At 71.7% G+C, this 16,338-nt stretch carries 13 protein-coding genes; 7 read left to right on the top strand and 6 right to left on the bottom strand.

Features of this window, described 5'->3' with window-relative positions; translation table 11 throughout:
- Positions 1-5: 5 nt before the first annotated feature.
- Genes SLINC_RS17960 through SLINC_RS17940 form a run of 5 tightly spaced genes read right to left on the bottom strand, consistent with a single transcriptional unit; the run spans position 6 to position 5,724 of the window.
- Positions 6-1,316: a DUF58 domain-containing protein gene (locus SLINC_RS17960; protein WP_067433778.1), complete on the bottom strand. Its 1,311-nt coding sequence runs from the start codon at positions 1,314-1,316 to the stop codon at positions 6-8.
- A complete protein-coding gene (locus SLINC_RS17955; protein ID WP_107406626.1) occupies positions 1,316-2,305 on the bottom strand; it encodes an AAA family ATPase in 990 nt (329 codons plus the stop codon). The genes SLINC_RS17960 and SLINC_RS17955 overlap by 1 nt, the downstream gene beginning before the upstream one ends.
- Complete coding sequence (locus SLINC_RS17950) at positions 2,305-3,507, bottom strand: DUF4350 domain-containing protein (RefSeq protein ID WP_067433772.1); 1,203 nt, start codon at positions 3,505-3,507, stop codon at positions 2,305-2,307. Before SLINC_RS17950 ends, SLINC_RS17955 begins: the two co-directional genes overlap by 1 nt.
- Positions 3,504-4,322 carry a DUF4129 domain-containing protein gene (locus SLINC_RS17945; RefSeq protein ID WP_067433769.1) on the bottom strand — a complete coding sequence of 273 codons (819 nt, stop codon included), beginning with the start codon at positions 4,320-4,322 and terminating at the stop codon, positions 3,504-3,506. Before SLINC_RS17945 ends, SLINC_RS17950 begins: the two co-directional genes overlap by 4 nt.
- 4 nt (positions 4,323-4,326) lie before the next feature.
- Positions 4,327-5,724: a proline-rich domain-containing protein gene (locus SLINC_RS17940; RefSeq protein WP_067433766.1), complete on the bottom strand. Its 1,398-nt coding sequence runs from the start codon at positions 5,722-5,724 to the stop codon at positions 4,327-4,329.
- A 140-nt stretch (positions 5,725-5,864) separates the two neighbouring features.
- Here SLINC_RS17940 and mtnA point away from each other — a divergent pair, with 140 nt between their 5' ends.
- The 7 genes from mtnA to SLINC_RS17905 all read left to right on the top strand — a co-directional run bounded on the left by mtnA (position 5,865) and on the right by SLINC_RS17905 (position 15,059).
- Positions 5,865-7,013 (top strand): S-methyl-5-thioribose-1-phosphate isomerase, encoded by a 1,149-nt coding sequence (gene mtnA, locus SLINC_RS17935; RefSeq protein WP_067433763.1) that lies wholly within the window; start codon positions 5,865-5,867, stop codon positions 7,011-7,013.
- A gap of 4 nt (positions 7,014-7,017) precedes the next feature.
- A complete protein-coding gene (gene mtrA, locus SLINC_RS17930; protein ID WP_187284748.1) occupies positions 7,018-7,707 on the top strand; it encodes a two-component system response regulator MtrA in 690 nt (229 codons plus the stop codon).
- Between the two features lies 1 nt (position 7,708).
- A complete protein-coding gene (mtrB, locus tag SLINC_RS17925; RefSeq protein WP_067433760.1) occupies positions 7,709-9,853 on the top strand; it encodes an MtrAB system histidine kinase MtrB in 2,145 nt (714 codons plus the stop codon).
- Positions 9,843-11,672 carry an LpqB family beta-propeller domain-containing protein gene (locus tag SLINC_RS17920; RefSeq protein ID WP_067433756.1) on the top strand — a complete coding sequence of 610 codons (1,830 nt, stop codon included), beginning with the start codon at positions 9,843-9,845 and terminating at the stop codon, positions 11,670-11,672. Before mtrB ends, SLINC_RS17920 begins: the two co-directional genes overlap by 11 nt.
- A gap of 658 nt (positions 11,673-12,330) precedes the next feature.
- On the top strand, positions 12,331-13,104 hold the full coding sequence (locus SLINC_RS50420; RefSeq protein WP_375141530.1) for a ComF family protein: 774 nt from the start codon (positions 12,331-12,333) through the stop codon (positions 13,102-13,104).
- A 311-nt stretch (positions 13,105-13,415) separates the two neighbouring features.
- Positions 13,416-14,108, top strand: coding sequence for a ribosome hibernation-promoting factor, HPF/YfiA family (gene hpf / locus SLINC_RS17910; protein ID WP_067433750.1), 693 nt, complete (start codon positions 13,416-13,418; stop codon positions 14,106-14,108).
- 204 nt (positions 14,109-14,312) lie between these two features.
- Positions 14,313-15,059: a response regulator gene (locus tag SLINC_RS17905; protein ID WP_067433747.1), complete on the top strand. Its 747-nt coding sequence runs from the start codon at positions 14,313-14,315 to the stop codon at positions 15,057-15,059.
- Between the two features lie 40 nt (positions 15,060-15,099).
- On the opposite strand, the gene SLINC_RS17900 is transcribed toward SLINC_RS17905, so the two are convergent.
- A complete protein-coding gene (locus SLINC_RS17900; protein ID WP_067433744.1) occupies positions 15,100-16,272 on the bottom strand; it encodes a winged helix-turn-helix domain-containing protein in 1,173 nt (390 codons plus the stop codon).
- Between the last annotated feature and the right edge of the window lie 66 nt (positions 16,273-16,338).

Genomic DNA, 16,338 nt, shown 5'->3' with positions numbered 1-16,338 from the left:
GGCGACTACAGCCGCCCCGCCGACTTCAGTGCCAGGTATGCGTCTGCCAGTGCCGGCGCCAAATCGTCGGGGGTGGCGTCGACGACTGTCACGCCGTGGCGGCGGAGTTGTTCTGCGGTGCGATGGCGTTCGGACTGAGCCTGGGCTGCTGCTGCGGCCTCATAGACGGCATCGGAATTTCCGCGTGCTCTTGCCATGCGGGCGATGTGGGGATCTGCCACTGACGCCAGCAGAACTGTGTGGCGCTGTGTGAGCTGCGGGAGGACGGGGAGCAGGCCCTCCTCGACCGGGGCTGCGTCGAGGCTCGTGAGCAGGACGATCAGGGAGCGGCGAGGGGCCGACCTGAGCGCCGTAGCCGTAAGGCCTCGCGAGTCTGTTTCGACGAGTTCGGGTTCCAGGGATGCCATGGCGTTGACCAGGGACGGCAGGACGTCGCCTGCGGTACGGCCCTGGACGAGGGCGCGGACGCGGCGGTCGTAGGCGAGGAGGTCGACGCGGTCGCCGGCGCGGGAGGCCAGGGCCGCCAGGAGGAGGGCGGCGTCCATGGAGGCGTCGAGGCGGGGGGCGTCGCCGACGCGGCCTGCCGAGGTGCGGCCGGTGTCGAGGACCAGGAGGATGTGGCGGTCGCGCTCGGGGCGCCAGGTGCGTACGGCGACCGTGGTCTGGCGGGCTGTGGCGCGCCAGTCGATGGAGCGGGTGTCGTCGCCGGGGACGTATTCGCGCAGGCTGTCGAACTCGGTGCCTTCGCCGCGGGTGAGGACGCTGGTTCGGCCGTCCAGTTCGCGCAGGCGGGCCAGCTTGGAGGGGAGGTGCTTGCGGCTGGTGAACGGCGGCAGGACCCGTACCGTCCAGGGAACCTTGTGGGTGCCCTGGCGAGAGAAGAGGCCGAGAGGGCCGTAGGAGCGGATGGTGACGCGGTCCGCTTGGCGGTCGCCGCGGCGGGTCGGGCGTAGACGGGTGGTCGTACGACGGCGTTCGCCAGGGGGCACTGTGAGGTGGTGGCGGGATGCCTCCACCTCTGTACCGGGCTGCCAGCTGCTGGGGGGCCAGGCGTCGCGCAGGTGGGCGCGGAGGGGGCGGCGGGAGGTGTTGGTGACGGTGAGGGTGACATCGGCGGTGTCGCCGAGACGTACGGAGGTGTCGCCGGAGCGGGTCAGGCCCAGGCGTCGCACGGGTGCCGCCAGCGCGGCGTCGCAGGCGCACGCGAGGGCCAGGGGGGCGTTGACCGCAAGGATGCCCGTCCAGCTGGGGTCCCAGATGCCTACGGGGAGGGAGCCCAGGGCTGCGAGGAGTGCCGCGCGTCCGGTGAGGGCCATCAGCGGGGGACCGGGACGTGCGCGAGGATCGCGTTGATGACCGAGTCGGGCGTCACGCCCTCCATCTCGGCCTCCGGGCGGAGTTGCACGCGGTGGCGGAGGGTGGGGAGGGCGAGTGCCTTGACGTCGTCGGGGGTGACGTAGTCGCGGCCGGTCAGCCAGGCCCAGGCGCGGGCCGTGGCGAGCAGGGCCGTCGCGCCGCGCGGGGAGACGCCGAGGGAGAGGGACGGCGATTCGCGGGTGGCACGGCAGATGTCGACCACGTAGGCGGTGATCTCGGGGGAGACCGTCGTCTTGGCGACCGCGGCGCGGGCTGCTTCGAGGTCGGCGGGGCCCGCGACGGGGCGTACGCCGGCGGCGTGCAGGTCGCGCGGGTTGAAGCCCTCGGCGTGGCGGGTGAGGACGTCGATCTCGTCCTGGCGGGACGGCAGCGGGATCGTCAGCTTCAGGAGGAAACGGTCCAGCTGGGCTTCCGGAAGGGGGTACGTGCCCTCGTACTCGACCGGGTTCTGGGTCGCGGCGACCAGGAACGGGTCGGGGAGGGGGCGGGGGGTGCCGTCGACCGTGACTTGGCGTTCCTCCATGGCCTCCAGGAGGGACGACTGGGTCTTGGGCGGGGTGCGGTTGATCTCGTCGGCGAGGAGCAGGTTGGTGAAGACCGGGCCGGGCTGGAAGGAGAACTCGGCGGTGCGGGCGTCGTAGACGAGAGAGCCCGTGACGTCGCTCGGCATCAGGTCGGGGGTGAACTGGACGCGCTTGGTGTCGAGTTCGAGCGCGGAGGCGAGGGCGCGGACGAGGAGGGTCTTGGCTACGCCGGGGACCCCTTCGAGGAGGACGTGTCCGCGGCACAGGAGAGCGACGACGAGGCCGGTCACGGCGGGGTCCTGGCCGACCACGGCTTTGGCGATCTCGGCGCGCAGGGCTTCCAGGGAGGCGCGGGCGGTGTCCGCGTCCCCGGTGTTCCCGGCGTTGTCAGTGGTCGGGTCCATCATGGACGGCGTACCTCTCTTTCGAGGGCGTCGAGTTGGTCGGCGAGCGAGATCAGTGCTGCGTCGTCGCTGGGCGGTGGGCCGAAGAGGAGAGCGTGCATGGTCTGTCCGTCTCCGGGCGTGTGGAGGTGGGCGGACAGTGCGGGGAGCAGGGCCTCGGGCGCGTGCGCCTGGGTCACGGGGACACCGACGAGGGGGGCGAGGCGTGTGCGGGTGGTGGAGCGAAGAGCGGCGGCGGCGCGGTCGCGGGCGTTCGCCTTGCGGTAGAGGCGGGCTCGGCCTTCGACGGATTCGGAGGCGCGGATCGCCACGGGGAGTTTCTCGGGCACGAGGGGGCCGAGTCGGCGCGCCCGCCAGAAGGCGGCGAGGCCCGCGGCGATAAAGAGCTGAAGCGTGCCCCAGAGCCAGCCCGAGGGGAGCAGGTCGAAGAAGCCCTTTTCGTCGTCCGGATCGGCGGCGGAGGCGTCGGAGAGCGACGGGAGGTACCAGACCAGATGGGGGCGGGAGCCGAGGAGTTGGAGGGCGAGCGAGGCGTTGCCCTGCTCGTCGAGGTGGTTGTTGAAGAGGATGTCGGGTGCGCCGAGCACGACGGTGTCGCCGTTGCCGGATTCCGCCGGAAGACGCACCAGGGTGGCCAGGCGTTCGCTGGGGTAGCACTCGTCGGCGCCGGGGCGGGTGACCGTGTAGCGGATGCCGCCCGTGTCGGCGGTGCCGGCGCGTCGGGCGGCGGCCAGGTCGCAGCCGGGGGAGAGCGTCGAGTCGAGGCTGGTGGCGGGGGCGGCGACGATGCCGGGGGCGAGCCGTTCGACGGACGTACCGCCGGGGGCGACGAGGACCGTACGGCCCGCGGATTCGGCGGTCGCGGAGTAGAGCCGGCCCTGTTGGCGCTCCGTCAGCAGATCTGGGACGGCGACCAGGAGGGTGGTGTCCGGGCCGGCCGCGGCGCGTGCCTCGTCGAGGGTGGTGACCACGCGCGTGGAGACACCCCGGTCGGCGAGGAGTTCGGCGACGGCGCGGCTGCCGTAGGGGTCGGCGGAGCGGGGGTCGAGCTCGCCGTGGCGGGCGTCGGAGCGGATCGCCGCGATCGCGACGGCCGCCGCCAGGAGCACCACGAGGGCGAGGACGACGCCTCGCGCGCGGGTCCACACCTGGCGGGCGGTGGGCGAGGCCGAGGTGGAGGGGAGCGTGGCCTCGGTGGTCATTCGGCGGCTCCCTGGCGGGTGTTGGGGGCCGTGCTGTGGCTGCTGTTCGCGAGTTGCGGTTTGGTGCGCTCCAGGTCGCGGTCGAGTTCGGCGATGCGGTGGTACGACTGCTCGCTCGCCCTGCGGCCGCCGTATGTCACGTCGTCGAAGTCCCGGGCGGCGGTGCGCAGCCGGTCGGACTGCGGGGGAAGGGTGCGGCCGGCTTCTGTGGCGGCCTCGTCCGCGGTGCGGCCGGGGCGGGTGTCCAGGAGGGCGCGTTCCTCCAGGGAGCGCACGATGGCCCGCATGCGTTCCTGGACGGCCTGGTTCCAGTGGCCCTGGGCCGCGTGTGCCTCGGCGGCCGCGCGGTGTTCGGCGGCGCTGCGGGGGCGGTCGTCGAACAGGGCCGGGGCGGACGTCGGTTCGCGGCGCGGGGCGCCCAGGCGCCACCACAGGGCGCCCAGGACCGCGATGACGATCAGGATGACGACGACCAGGCCGAGCGGCCCGCCGGGGGTCGCGGCCGACGCGCTGCCCAAGAGCTTGCCGACCCAGTCCCAGAAGGCGTCCAGGGCGCGTTGGAGGAGGCTGGGGTCGTTCTCGTGGTACATCCGCTTGGTCAGTTCACGCCGGGCCGCTTCCCGCGCGGGGTCGCGCGGGGTCGTCAGCGGCGGGGCGTCGTCGGAGCGCGCCAGCGACAGGACGGACACGGTGTCCGCGGCGCGCAGCACGGCGCGTACGGATGCGTCGCCGGCGCGCAGCACGATGCGTACGGCCGATTCGGCGGCGTGCGGCAGTGCCGGTACCGCTGTGAGAACTCCCCCCGCCAGGCTCACCGCATCAGCTCCCGGGAGTGGGGGCGGTGCCGTAGCCCTGGACGCCGGCGGCGCGGGCCAGGTCGAGGTCGAGGGCCTCGCGGCGGATGCGCTGGTCGATGTAGAGAAGCACGGTGACGCCGGCCGTGATCGGGAAGGTGATCATGGAGCCGATCACCGAGCCGATGCCGCTGACGACCAGGAAGGTCCAGCCGAGGTCGCCGGTGCCGTTGAGGAAGCCGCCGATGCCGTCGCCGCCCAGTGCCGCGGCGAGGAAGGTGAAGGGGATGACCACGATCGCCGCGACGATGTTCGCGATGATCGTCGCGAGCAGCTGGATGCCGAACACCCGCCACCAGGAGCCGCGGACCAGCTTCGCCGAGCGGCTCATCGACTTGGTGATGCTCTGCTTCTCCAGCATCAGCGCGGGGGACGCCAGGGAGTAGCGGACCGCCAGCCACAGGGCGAGGATGCCAGTGCCCAGCATGCCCAGGAAGGCGAGCACGACGCCTCCCGTGGTCTCGCCCGAGACGATCACGAGGATGCCGGGCACGGCGCCCGCGAAGACGACACCGACGGTGATGAGGAGCAGCAGGAGGATCAGGCCCAGCAGCTTCAGCACCTGCGGGCGGGCGTCGCGCCAGGCCTCGGCCGCGGTGACGGATTTGCCGAGGACGGCGCGGCTGGTGACGGTCGTGAGCAGGGCGGTGGCCGCGACCGTGCCGACCAGCGAGATCACGAAGAGGACGGCGGAGCTGAGCGCGGCGTCGCCCATGGCGCGGGAGAGTTCGTCGAGCGTGGCGCTCGGGTCGTTGAGGGCCTCGGTGTCGGCGCTGTCGTTCAGGACGAAGCCCTGGAGCAGGATGGCGACGACCTCGGTGAGGACGGCGACGGTCAGGGAGATGCCCAGGACCGTGCGCCAGTGGGTGCGCATGGTGGAGACCGCGCCGTCGAGGATCTCGCCCACGCCGAGCGGGCGCAGGGGGATCACGCCGGGCTTGGCGGCGGGCGGGGGGCCGCCCCAGCCGGCGTAGGCACCGTAACCGGGGTATCCGCCGGGAGGGCCGTAGCCGCCTCCCCAGCCGTTCTGACCGCCCGGTCCACCGGGGCCGCCGGGCCCACCGGGAGGGCCGTAGCCGCCGGGGCCGCCAGGGGGCGGGGGCGGGGTGCCCCAGCCCGGGCCGGGGGGCGGGGGCGGCGGGGCCTGGTCCGGGGTCGCGGGGCCGGTGGGGGCGGACCACTGGCCGGGTGGCGGCTGCTCCTTGGACCACTTCGTGCCGGGGCCCTCTGGGTCTGTGCCGGGCTGTGCCGCGGGGTTCGCGGGGCCGGGGCGGTCGGTCGGCTCCGTGGGGCCGGACGCACCGGGCTCCTGCCCGTCGGACGGGGCGGATCCGGGCGAGGCCCAGCCCGGAGTGTCGTTCATCGTCGCTCCTTCACGGTGCCCGTCCGCGGTCGCGGTGGCAGGTTGGCGCCCATCGTGCCATGGGGTGGTCGTCGAGTGACCAGCCGCGGTATGGGCTGCACACCTTCAATTGTCCGCCGGATAAGGGGCAGACTGACCGCATGGCTGATCAGTACGCGCAAACCGGCGAGGACAGCAGGCCGACCGAGATACCGGCGATCCGTTGGGAGGAGCCACCAGAAGGTCCCGTACTGGTACTTCTCGATCAGACAAGGCTGCCGGCCGAGGAGGTCGAGCTGGTCTGCACGGACGCGTCCGCGCTGGTGGAGGCGATCCGTTCGCTCGCGGTGCGCGGGGCGCCGCTGCTCGGCATCGCGGGCGCGTACGGTGTCGCGCTCGCCGCCGCGCGTGGCTTCGACGTGGACGATGCGGCGAACTCGCTCGCGGGCGCGCGTCCCACCGCGGTGAACCTCGCCGTCGGTGTGCGCCGGGCGCGGGCCGCGTTCCAGGCCGAGCTCGGCAAGGGCGGCGACGCCCGGCAGGCCGCCGAGGCGGCGCTCGCCGCGGCGCGGAAGCTGCACCGGGAGGACGCCGAGGCCAGCGCCCGGATGGCCGAGCGCGGGCTGGCTCTCCTGGACGAGCTGCTGCCCGGTGGCGGGCACCGCATCCTCACCCACTGCAACACCGGATCGCTGGTGTCGGGCGGCGAGGGAACGGCGTTCGCGGTGGCCCTGGCGGCGCACCGGGTGGGGCGGCTGAGGCGGCTGTGGGTGGACGAAACGCGTCCGTTGCTGCAAGGTGCTCGCCTGACGGCGTACGAGGCGGCTCGCAGCGGAATGGCGTACACCTTGCTGACCGACAATGCGGCGGGCTCGCTGTTCGCGGCCGGAGAGGTGGACGCGGTGCTGATCGGGGCGGACCGCATCGCGGCCGACGGCTCGGTGGCGAACAAGGTGGGAAGCTATCCGCTCGCGGTGCTCGCTCGGTACCACCATGTGCCGTTCATCGTGGTGGCACCGGTGACCACGATCGATCTGGACACCCCGGACGGGGCGTCCATCGAGGTGGAGCAACGTCCCGGTCATGAGGTGACCGAGGTCACAGCACCCCAGGTGCCGGTGGCGGGAGCGGAAGCGGGAGGCGGGATTCCGGTGGCACCCCTGGGGACCCAGGCGTACAACCCGGCGTTCGACGTGACGCCGCCCGAGCTGGTGACCGCGATTGTCACGGAAGAGGGCGCCGTTTCGCCCGTGACCGCCGAGGCTCTTGCCGAGCTGTGTGCCAGGTCACGCCAGGTAACGATTAGCTAATGGGATGATGTCGTTTATGAAGGGACGAGTCCTTGTCGTCGACGACGACACCGCACTGGCCGAGATGCTCGGCATTGTGCTGCGTGGTGAAGGTTTTGAGCCGTCTTTCGTAGCCGACGGCGACAAGGCGCTGGCCGCTTTCCGTGAGTCCAAGCCCGATCTGGTGCTGCTCGATCTGATGCTGCCAGGGCGGGACGGTATCGAGGTGTGCCGCCTGATCAGGGCGGAGTCCGGGGTGCCGATCGTGATGCTCACGGCCAAGAGCGACACCGTCGACGTCGTCGTGGGCCTGGAATCGGGTGCCGACGACTACATCGTGAAGCCGTTCAAGCCGAAGGAGCTCGTGGCCCGGATCCGGGCGCGGCTGCGGAGGTCGGAGGAGCCGGCTCCCGAGCAGCTCGCCATAGGCGATCTGGTCATCGATGTGGCCGGTCACTCGGTGAAGCGGGACGGGCAGTCGATCGCGCTGACGCCGCTGGAGTTCGATCTGCTGGTGGCGCTGGCGCGCAAGCCGTGGCAGGTGTTCACGCGTGAGGTGCTCCTGGAGCAGGTGTGGGGCTACCGGCACGCGGCGGACACCCGTCTGGTGAACGTGCATGTGCAGCGGCTGCGCTCCAAGGTCGAGAAGGACCCGGAGCGGCCGGAGATCGTGGTGACCGTGCGTGGTGTGGGATACAAGGCAGGACCCAGCTGACATGTCCGGAGACAGCGCCGCTTCGTCGCCCGGGCGGACCGGGGCTCGCGCGGAGCGGCCTGTCGGCCGGAAGAAGGCGGGTTCCCGCTGGGGACGTTTCCTGGAGGGCGGGCTGCTCCAGGGCGGCGTCCAGGGCAGCCCGGTCCTCAGGCTGTTCATGCGATGGGTGCGGCGCCCGCTGCTGCCCGTCATGCGGCTGTGGCGGCGCAACATCCAGCTCAAGGTCGTCGTCACGACACTGCTGATGTCCCTGGGTGTCGTGCTGCTGCTCGGCTTCGTCGTGATCGGGCAGGTGCGCAACGGTCTGCTCGACGCCAAGGTGAAGGCCTCGCAGAGCCAGGCCACCGGCGGGTTCGCGGTGGCCAAGCAGAAGGCCGAGGAGGCGGGGACCGGGGCCGGCGACGACGGCGCCCCGGTGGACGAACACACCGAGCAGAACGTCATCCAGTGGATGAGTGACCTGGTGGAGTCGCTGTCCAGCGGCGGCCAGGGCGCCTTCGACGTGGTGACGCTCCCGGCCGCGGGCGACGCCAGCGGAGGCGGGCGCGGACCGCGTGCCTCCGGTGACGTCGACTGGTCGGCCAGCGTGCCCGAGGCGCTGCGTGAGCGCGTCGACAGCAGCACGGCGGCGGCCCAGAGCTACACGCGGATCGTCTACGACGACACCGCCGGCAAGGAGGCCCAGCCTGGCCTCGTCATCGGCAAGCAGGTCAACGACCCGAACGACGACCCGTACCAGCTGTACTACCTCTTCCCGCTCACCCAGGAGGAGAAGTCGCTGAGCCTGGTCAAGGGCACCCTGGCGACGGCCGGCCTCTTCGTCGTCGTACTCCTCGGGGCCATCGCCTGGCTCGTCGTGCGGCAGGTCGTCACTCCGGTGCGGATGGCGGCCGGGATCGCGGAGCGGCTGTCCGCCGGGCGGTTGCAGGAACGGATGAAGGTCACCGGCGAGGACGACATCGCGCGGCTCGGCGAGGCCTTCAACAAGATGGCGCAGAACCTCCAGCTGAAGATCCAGCAGCTGGAGGACCTGTCGCGGATGCAGCGGCGGTTCGTGTCGGACGTGTCGCACGAGCTGCGGACGCCGCTGACGACCGTACGGATGGCCGCGGACGTCATTCACGAGGCGCGGGAGGACTTCGACCCGGTGACCGCGCGGTCGGCGGAACTGCTCGCCGACCAGCTGGACCGGTTCGAGTCGCTGCTCGCGGACCTGCTGGAGATCAGCCGTTTCGACGCGGGCGCGGCGGCGCTGGAGGCGGAGCCGATCGACCTCAGGGAGGTCGTCCGGCGGGTCCTCAGCGGGGCCGCGCCGCTCGCCGAGCGCAAGGGCACGCACATCCGTGTGGTGGGCGACCAGCAGCCCGTCGTCGCCGAGGCCGACGCCCGGCGGGTCGAGCGGGTGCTGCGCAACCTCGTCGTCAACGCCGTGGAGCACGGCGAGGGCAAGGACGTCGTCGTCAAGCTCGCCGCGGCGGGCGGGGCGGTCGCGGTCGCGGTGCGCGACTACGGCGTGGGGCTCAAGCCCGGCGAGGCGACCCGTGTCTTCAGCCGTTTCTGGCGGGCCGACCCGGCACGCGCGCGTACCACCGGCGGTACGGGCCTGGGGCTGTCCATCGCCCTGGAGGACGCGCGGCTGCACGGCGGCTGGCTTCAGGCGTGGGGCGAGCCGGGGGGCGGGTCGCAGTTCCGGCTGACGTTGCCGCGGACCGCGGACGAGCCGCTCAGGGGCTCCCCGATACCGCTGGAGCCCAAGGACTCCCGCCGCAATCGCGGACTCGACGACGCCGGTCTGCCGCGTGGGAACGCGGAGAAGGCGGCCACCGTGCCGGCCCAGCCGAGCCGTGATCCGGTGACGTCCCGCGACCCGATCGCGCCGCGGCCGACCGGCATGGCGGCCACCGCGGACCCGACGGCGCTGCCCGGCAACGGCGCGCGCGTGGTGCCGCGGCCCGCCTCGGGCGTACGACGACAGGACGACACGTCTGTCGGGGACGCGCCGCGCGGTGGGCCCGAGGGCAGCGCGGGCACCGGGCCGGAAGCCCCGCACGGGCACCCGGAGGAACCGCACGAGCAGGCGCAGGCGCAGGCGTCGTACGGACAAGAGGACTCGCACAGTCAAGGGGAGGCATTTCGTGGGCGCTGACCGCGAGGGGCGCGCCCGGCGCGGACCGGGGCGCGTGGCCGCGTACGCCGCCTGCGGGGTCGTTCTGCTGGCGGGGTGTGCATCCATGCCCGACAGCGGGGATCTGCGCGGCGTCGACTCCACACCGCGTCAGGACACGCAGGTGCGGGTGTTCGCGATGCCGCCCCAGGAGGACGCGACGTCGGGGGAGATCGTGCAGGGCTTCCTGGAGGCCCTGACCAGCGACGATCCGAAGTATGAGACGGCGCGCAAGTACCTGACCAACGAGGCGGCGAAGAGCTGGCATCCGGAGCTGTCCACCACGGTGCTCGCGGAGGCGCCGGACATGGACCCCCGGCGGTCGGGCGGCCGGGAGGACACGGCCGACGATCTGTACACGCTGACCGGCACCAAGGTCGCCACGGTGGACGCGCAGCAGTCCTACGAGCCCGCGGACGGCAGCTACGACCAGTCGGTGCATCTGGTCCGCGATCCGAAGACCAAGCAGTGGCGTATCGACGGGCCGCCGCCGGGTGTCGTCATGGGCAAGTCGGACTTCCAGCGCAACTACCTGTCCGTCGACAAGTACTACTTCGCCGACTACCCGGTCTCGGGGACGAGCCCGACGACCGTGGCCGTCGCCGATCCCGTGTACGTGCGCGAGCGCGTGAACCCCATGACGCAGATGGTGCGTTCGCTGCTGAACGGGCCCACGACCTGGCTCGAACCGGTCGCCGGGTCGAGTTTCCCCACCGGGGTGCGACTTCAGGACGACGGCGCCTCGCTGACGCCGGACGACCAGAACAAGCTGACCGTGCCGCTGAACGACAGGGCCGCCCGGGTCGGTGTGTCCGTGTGCCACCGGATGGCCGCCCAGGTCCTGTTCACCCTTCAGGACCTCACTCCCGCGGTGGACGAGGTCGAACTGCGGGCCGGCGGCAAGCAGTTGTGCAGCCTGAAGGAGGACGACGCGCCCGCCGTCGCCACGCGGGGCTCGGTGCAGCAGCCCGAGTACCTGTACTTCGTGGACGCCAGGAAGCGACTCGTGCGGATGGCGGCGGACAGCAGCGGTACACAGCACGATCCGGTGCCGGGGGCGCTCGGTGACGGCGACAAGGCATTGCAGTCGGTGGCCGTCTCGCGTGACGAGCACAAGGCCGCCGGAGTCGCCACCGACGGCAAGGAGCTGTACGTCGCGTCGCTGGCGGCGGCCGGATCGCTCGGCGACGCCGTCCTGACCAGCAAGGGTGCGACGGCGAACGACCGGCTGACGACACCCAGCTGGGACGCGCAGGGCGACCTGTGGGTGGCCGACCGCGATCCGCGCGACCCGCGTCTGGTGGTGCTGGAGGACGGCGGGGGCGATCCGTTCACGGTGGACATCCCGGGGTTGGAAGGGCGTATCAAGGATGTCCGGGTGGCCGCCGACGGGGTGCGGATCGCGCTCGTCGTGGAGAAGGGCGGCAAGCAGTCCCTGCTCATCGGCCGGATCGAGCGGAGCGAGAAGAGCGAACGGCCCGCCGTCGCGGTCCGGGAACTGCGCTCCGCCGCACCCGAGTTGGAGGAGGTCGCGGCCATGTCGTGGGCCGGGGACAGCCGGCTCGTGGTGGTCGGGCGCGAGCGCGGAGGTGTGCAGCAGACGCGGTACGTCCAGGTCGACGGCTCCACGCCGGAGGGGCCCGCGCCCGCCGCGCTGACGGGTGTGAAGGAGATCGCCGCGTCCGAGGACGACCAGATGCCGTTGGTGGCGTACTCGGAGGACGGGATCGTCCGGCTGCGGACCGGGACGCAGTGGGAGAAGGTCGACGCGGAGGGGACGGCGCCGGTTTATCCGGGCTGATTCGTCTGGGCTGATTCGTCCGGGCCGAGAGGTCGGGTGCGAGAGATGGGCGGCCGCTTCTGTCGGGGACATCCCGGCGGAGGCGGCCGTTTCCGTTGTCCGTCGAGTGCGGGGCGGACGCGGGGTCGCGGCCGCCGTCCGCTTCGGGGTCTCGGAGTTGTCCACAGGGAGTTATCCACAGGGGTGGCCGGGCGGCGGGCGCGTTGGCACAGTGGTGGGCATGCGGGGGTGGTGGCAGGACCTCACCGACCTGGTGCTGCCGGCCGAGTGCGGAGGCTGCGGGAGGCCTCGTGCGGTGCTCTGTCCGCAGTGCCGTGCCGTTCTGAGCGGAGCCGTGCCGCGCCGGGTGCGGCCGGTGCCGGAGCCGCTGGGGCTGCCGGTCGTGCACGCTGCGGCCCGGTACGCGGACGAGGTACGGGCGGCACTGCTCGCCCACAAGGAACGAGGCGCCATGGCGCTCGCGGCACCGCTCGGCGCGGCCCTTGCGGGAGCTGTGCGGGCGGGGCTCCAGGAGGCCCGGGGACGGGCTGGGAGCAGCGACTGGACCGAAGGGGCCGGGGCATGGGCTGACGGCCGGGAGAGGAGGACGTGGGGGCGCGACGGGGCTGTGTGGGGCGGAGCGAGGGGAACGCGTGTGTGGGTGGACGGGGGCGAGCCGGTGGATGGGGATGACGGGGGTGCATGGGCCGACGGCGGTGCGTCGGCGGGCGGGACCGCGGGGGTCGGGTCGGGGGACGCTCATGCCCATGGTCGTGGCCACGATCACGGTCACCGCCACGGGCGGATGGATGCGGGCGGGCGAGGGGGTGCGCACGGCGGGCCGGGGCGCTGGGGCGACGGGACCGTTCTGCTCGTTCCCGTGCCGTCCGCGCGGCGGGCGGTCCGGGCGCGGGGGCATGACCCGGCGCGGCGGATCGCGCTCGCGGCGGCCGGTGAACTGCGGCGGTCCGGGACGCCGGCCCGGGTACTCGCCGTGCTGAGGCAGGGGCGGCGGGTGGCCGACCAGGCGGGGCTCAACTCCCGGCAACGGCTGGAGAATCTCGCGGGCGCGCTGGAGGTGGCCCCGGGCGCCGGACGGCTCCTCGACGAGGGGCCGGTGGTACTCGTCGACGACCTGATGACGACGGGGGCGTCTCTGGCGGAGGCGGCTCGCGCGGTACGGGCGGGGAGGGACCACGGCACGGTCGGTTCTCAGGGGGCGTTTGCGCGTGCCGTGTCGGTCGGGGCGGGTGAGCGTGAAGAGGTGGCGAGGACGGTGTACGCGGCCGTGTCTCGGGAAAGCAGAGAGGAACGGATGACCGGGGTGATGGAGGAGGAGACGGCGGCAGTGCCCCGTCGGCCGGGAATGGCGGGCGTCGGGACTGCCCATGACGTGATCTGCGCGGCCGTGGTCGCGGCATCACCTGATTCTTTCGAAATAAACCGGAACTGACCGCGAACTTGCATCGTTGCAGGTAATGACAGGACCTATTCACCTGAACGGAGGTACGCCGCGGTAGAGGGTGACGACATCCGTCCAGGCGAGATATGTTCGGTTGTGAGAGAAAGGCGCAGGCCACACCTCTCATATCCGAATGCCGTGCCGCGGGATTTTCAGCGTCACCCGCGCCGGTGGAGTGGAGATCTTGCCCGCGGGGGAGGAGGTGGAAGTCACCGAGTCCGAGGTTCCGGGGCTCACCGGAGCCTGGTGCAAAAGGGAGATGCTCCGCAGCGAGGCGGAGCGATCCGGGAACGGAGTTCTGCGTGGACATCGTCGTCAAGGGCCGCAAGACCGAGGTGCCCGAGCGGTTCCGCAAGCACGTGGCCGAGAAGCTGAAGCTGGAGAAGATCCAGAAGCTCGACGGCAAGGTGATCAGCCTCGACGTCGAGGTGTCCAAGGAGCCGAACCCCCGACAGGCCGACCGCTGTGACCGAGTGGAGATCACGCTCCGCTCCCGCGGTCCGGTGATCCGGGCGGAGGCGGCAGCCAGCGACCCGTACGCGGCACTCGACCTGGCGGCGGAGAAGCTGGACGCCCGCCTGCGCAAGCAGCACGACAAGCGCCACACACGTCGCGGCGCACGCCGACTCACGGCGGCCGAGGTCCCCGACCACGTTCCGGGCGCGGCGACGCTCAACGGCAACGGCCACACCGTTCGGGAGGAAGAACCCGACGGAGTGCCCACCAAGAAGATCGGCTCGCTGGAGATCAAGGGTGAAGGCCCTCTGGTCGTCCGTGAGAAGACCCACGTCGCTTCCCCGATGACCCTCGACCAGGCCCTCTACGAGATGGAACTGGTCGGCCACGACTTCTACCTCTTCATCGACTCCGAGACCAAGGAACCGAGTGTCGTCTACCGGCGGCACGCCTACGACTACGGCGTCATCCACCTCAGCACGGACCCGATGGTCACCCAGGCGCAACCCCCGGCGGCAGGGGGCACACTGGGTGGCTGATCACCCGGCAGACGGTTGAGCAGGTGCCCCTGGTGCGCGTGTGCGCCCCCAGGGGCACCCGTGTGCGACCACTTCGCGCCCTGCTCTGTCACCGCAGTGTCGTCCAAGCGTGAAATCATGGCCTCATCGGCCCAACCGGTGGGCCGAAGCCTTGGGTTGGCGATGGCGCAGGACCACGGGCCACAGCCTTCAGGGGGAGGAACGATGGCGGACAGCTTCGGACCGATGCAGGACGAGGACGCCGGCGACGGCGCCGTCGGCATGGGGCCGGACGAGGGCTCTCCACGCAAGGAGCCGATCCGTGTCCTGGTGGTGGACGACCACGCCCTCTTCCGCCGTGGCCTGGAGATCGTGCTCGCGGCCGAGGAGGACATCCAGGTCGTGGGCGAGGCCGGGGACGGCGCCGAGGCCGTCGACAAGGCCGCCGACCTGCTGCCGGACATCGTGCTGATGGACGTGCGGATGCCCAAGCGGGGCGGGATCGAGGCATGCACCTCCATCAAGGAGGTCGCGCCCAGCGCGAAGATCATCATGCTGACGATCAGCGATGAGGAAGCCGATCTCTACGACGCGATCAAGGCGGGTGCCACCGGATATCTCCTCAAGGAGATCTCCACCGACGAGGTGGCCACCGCCATTCGCGCGGTCGCCGACGGACAGTCGCAGATCAGCCCCTCCATGGCGTCGAAACTGCTCACCGAGTTCAAGTCGATGATCCAGCGCACCGACGAGCGCCGACTCGTGCCGGCGCCCCGGCTGACGGACCGTGAGCTGGAAGTCCTCAAGCTCGTCGCCACGGGGATGAACAACCGGGACATCGCCAAGGAGTTGTTCATCTCCGAGAACACCGTGAAGAACCATGTGCGCAACATCCTGGAGAAGCTGCAACTGCACTCCAGGATGGAGGCCGTGGTGTACGCGATGCGGGAGAAGATCCTCGAAATCCGGTAAGGACGGGTGAGAGGTAAGGGCGGGTAAGAGCCCGACGGGGTCAGGGCGTTGCGCGGGTGACTTCCCGCGCCAGGGCCTCGCGGAGTTCCGGGGCCGCCACCTTTTCCACGCGTACGTCCGTGCAGTTCACCCAGCTCGCCGCCTCGACCAGAGCCTGCGCGACCGCCGGAACGGCCTTCGGGCCGTCCAGCGTGACCTGCTTGGCGACCAGGGTGCGGCCCTCGCGGGCAGGGTCCACCCGTCCGACGAGGTGGCCGCCGGCGAGCACCGGCATCGCGAAGTAGCCGTACACCCGCTTCGGCTTGGGGACGTACGCCTCCAGGCGGTGGGTGAAGCCGAAGACGCGTTCCGTGCGGGCGCGCTCCCAGATGAGGGAGTCGAAGGGGGACAGGAGCGTCGTGCGGTGGCGGCCGCGCGGGGGTGTCTCCAGGGCCGCGGGGTCGGCCCAGGCGGGCTTTCCCCAGCCCTCGACGGTGACCGGGACCAGGCCCGAGTCGGCGATCACCGCGTCGACCTGCTCGCCCTTGAGGCGGTGGTAGTCGGCGATGTCGGCGCGGGTACCGACGCCCAGGGACTGGCCGGCCAGGCGGACCAGGCGGCGCAGGCACTCGGTGTCGTCCAGGTCGTCGTGCAGGAGGGAGTCCGGCACCGCGCGTTCGGCGAGGTCGTAGACGCGCTTCCAGCCGCGGCGCTCGACGCAGACCACCTCGCCGTACATCAGGGCGCGCTCGACGGCGACCTTCGTGCCGGACCAGTCCCACCACTCGCTGGTCCTCTTCGCGCCGCCCAACTCCGTCGCGGTGAGGGGGCCTTCGGCGCGGAGCTGCTTGATGACCTGGTCGTAGACGCCGTCCGGGAGCTGGTGGTTCCAGTGCGGGCGGCTGCGGTAGGAGCGGCGGCGGAAGGCGAAGTGGGGCCATTCCTCGATGGGGAGGATGCAGGCGGCGTGGGACCAGTACTCGAAGGCGTGTGTGTCTGTCCAGTAGGCCTTCTCGACGGTCCTGCGGTCCACGGCTCCCAGGCGGGCGTAGGGGATGAGCTCGTGGGAGCGGGCGAGGACCGAGATGGTGTCGAGTTGGACCGCACCCAGATGACGGAGGATGCCGCGGACGCCGGCCTTGCGGTCGGGGGCGCCCAGGAAGCCCTGTGCCCGCAGGACGATGCGGCGGGCCTCGTCTGCCGAGAGCTGGATGGTCGGAGGCGGGGTGGTCATGGGCCGCACGATAGGGGGTGGCACTGACAACGGGTGCTGAGCTGCTGATTCGTCCAGAAATGCGCG

The sequence above is a fragment of the Streptomyces lincolnensis genome, assembly GCF_001685355.1.
Classification (GTDB): domain Bacteria; phylum Actinomycetota; class Actinomycetes; order Streptomycetales; family Streptomycetaceae; genus Streptomyces; species Streptomyces lincolnensis.
Note: the sequence above shows the minus strand (reverse complement) of the source record. Positions and strands in the feature narration are given on the sequence as shown.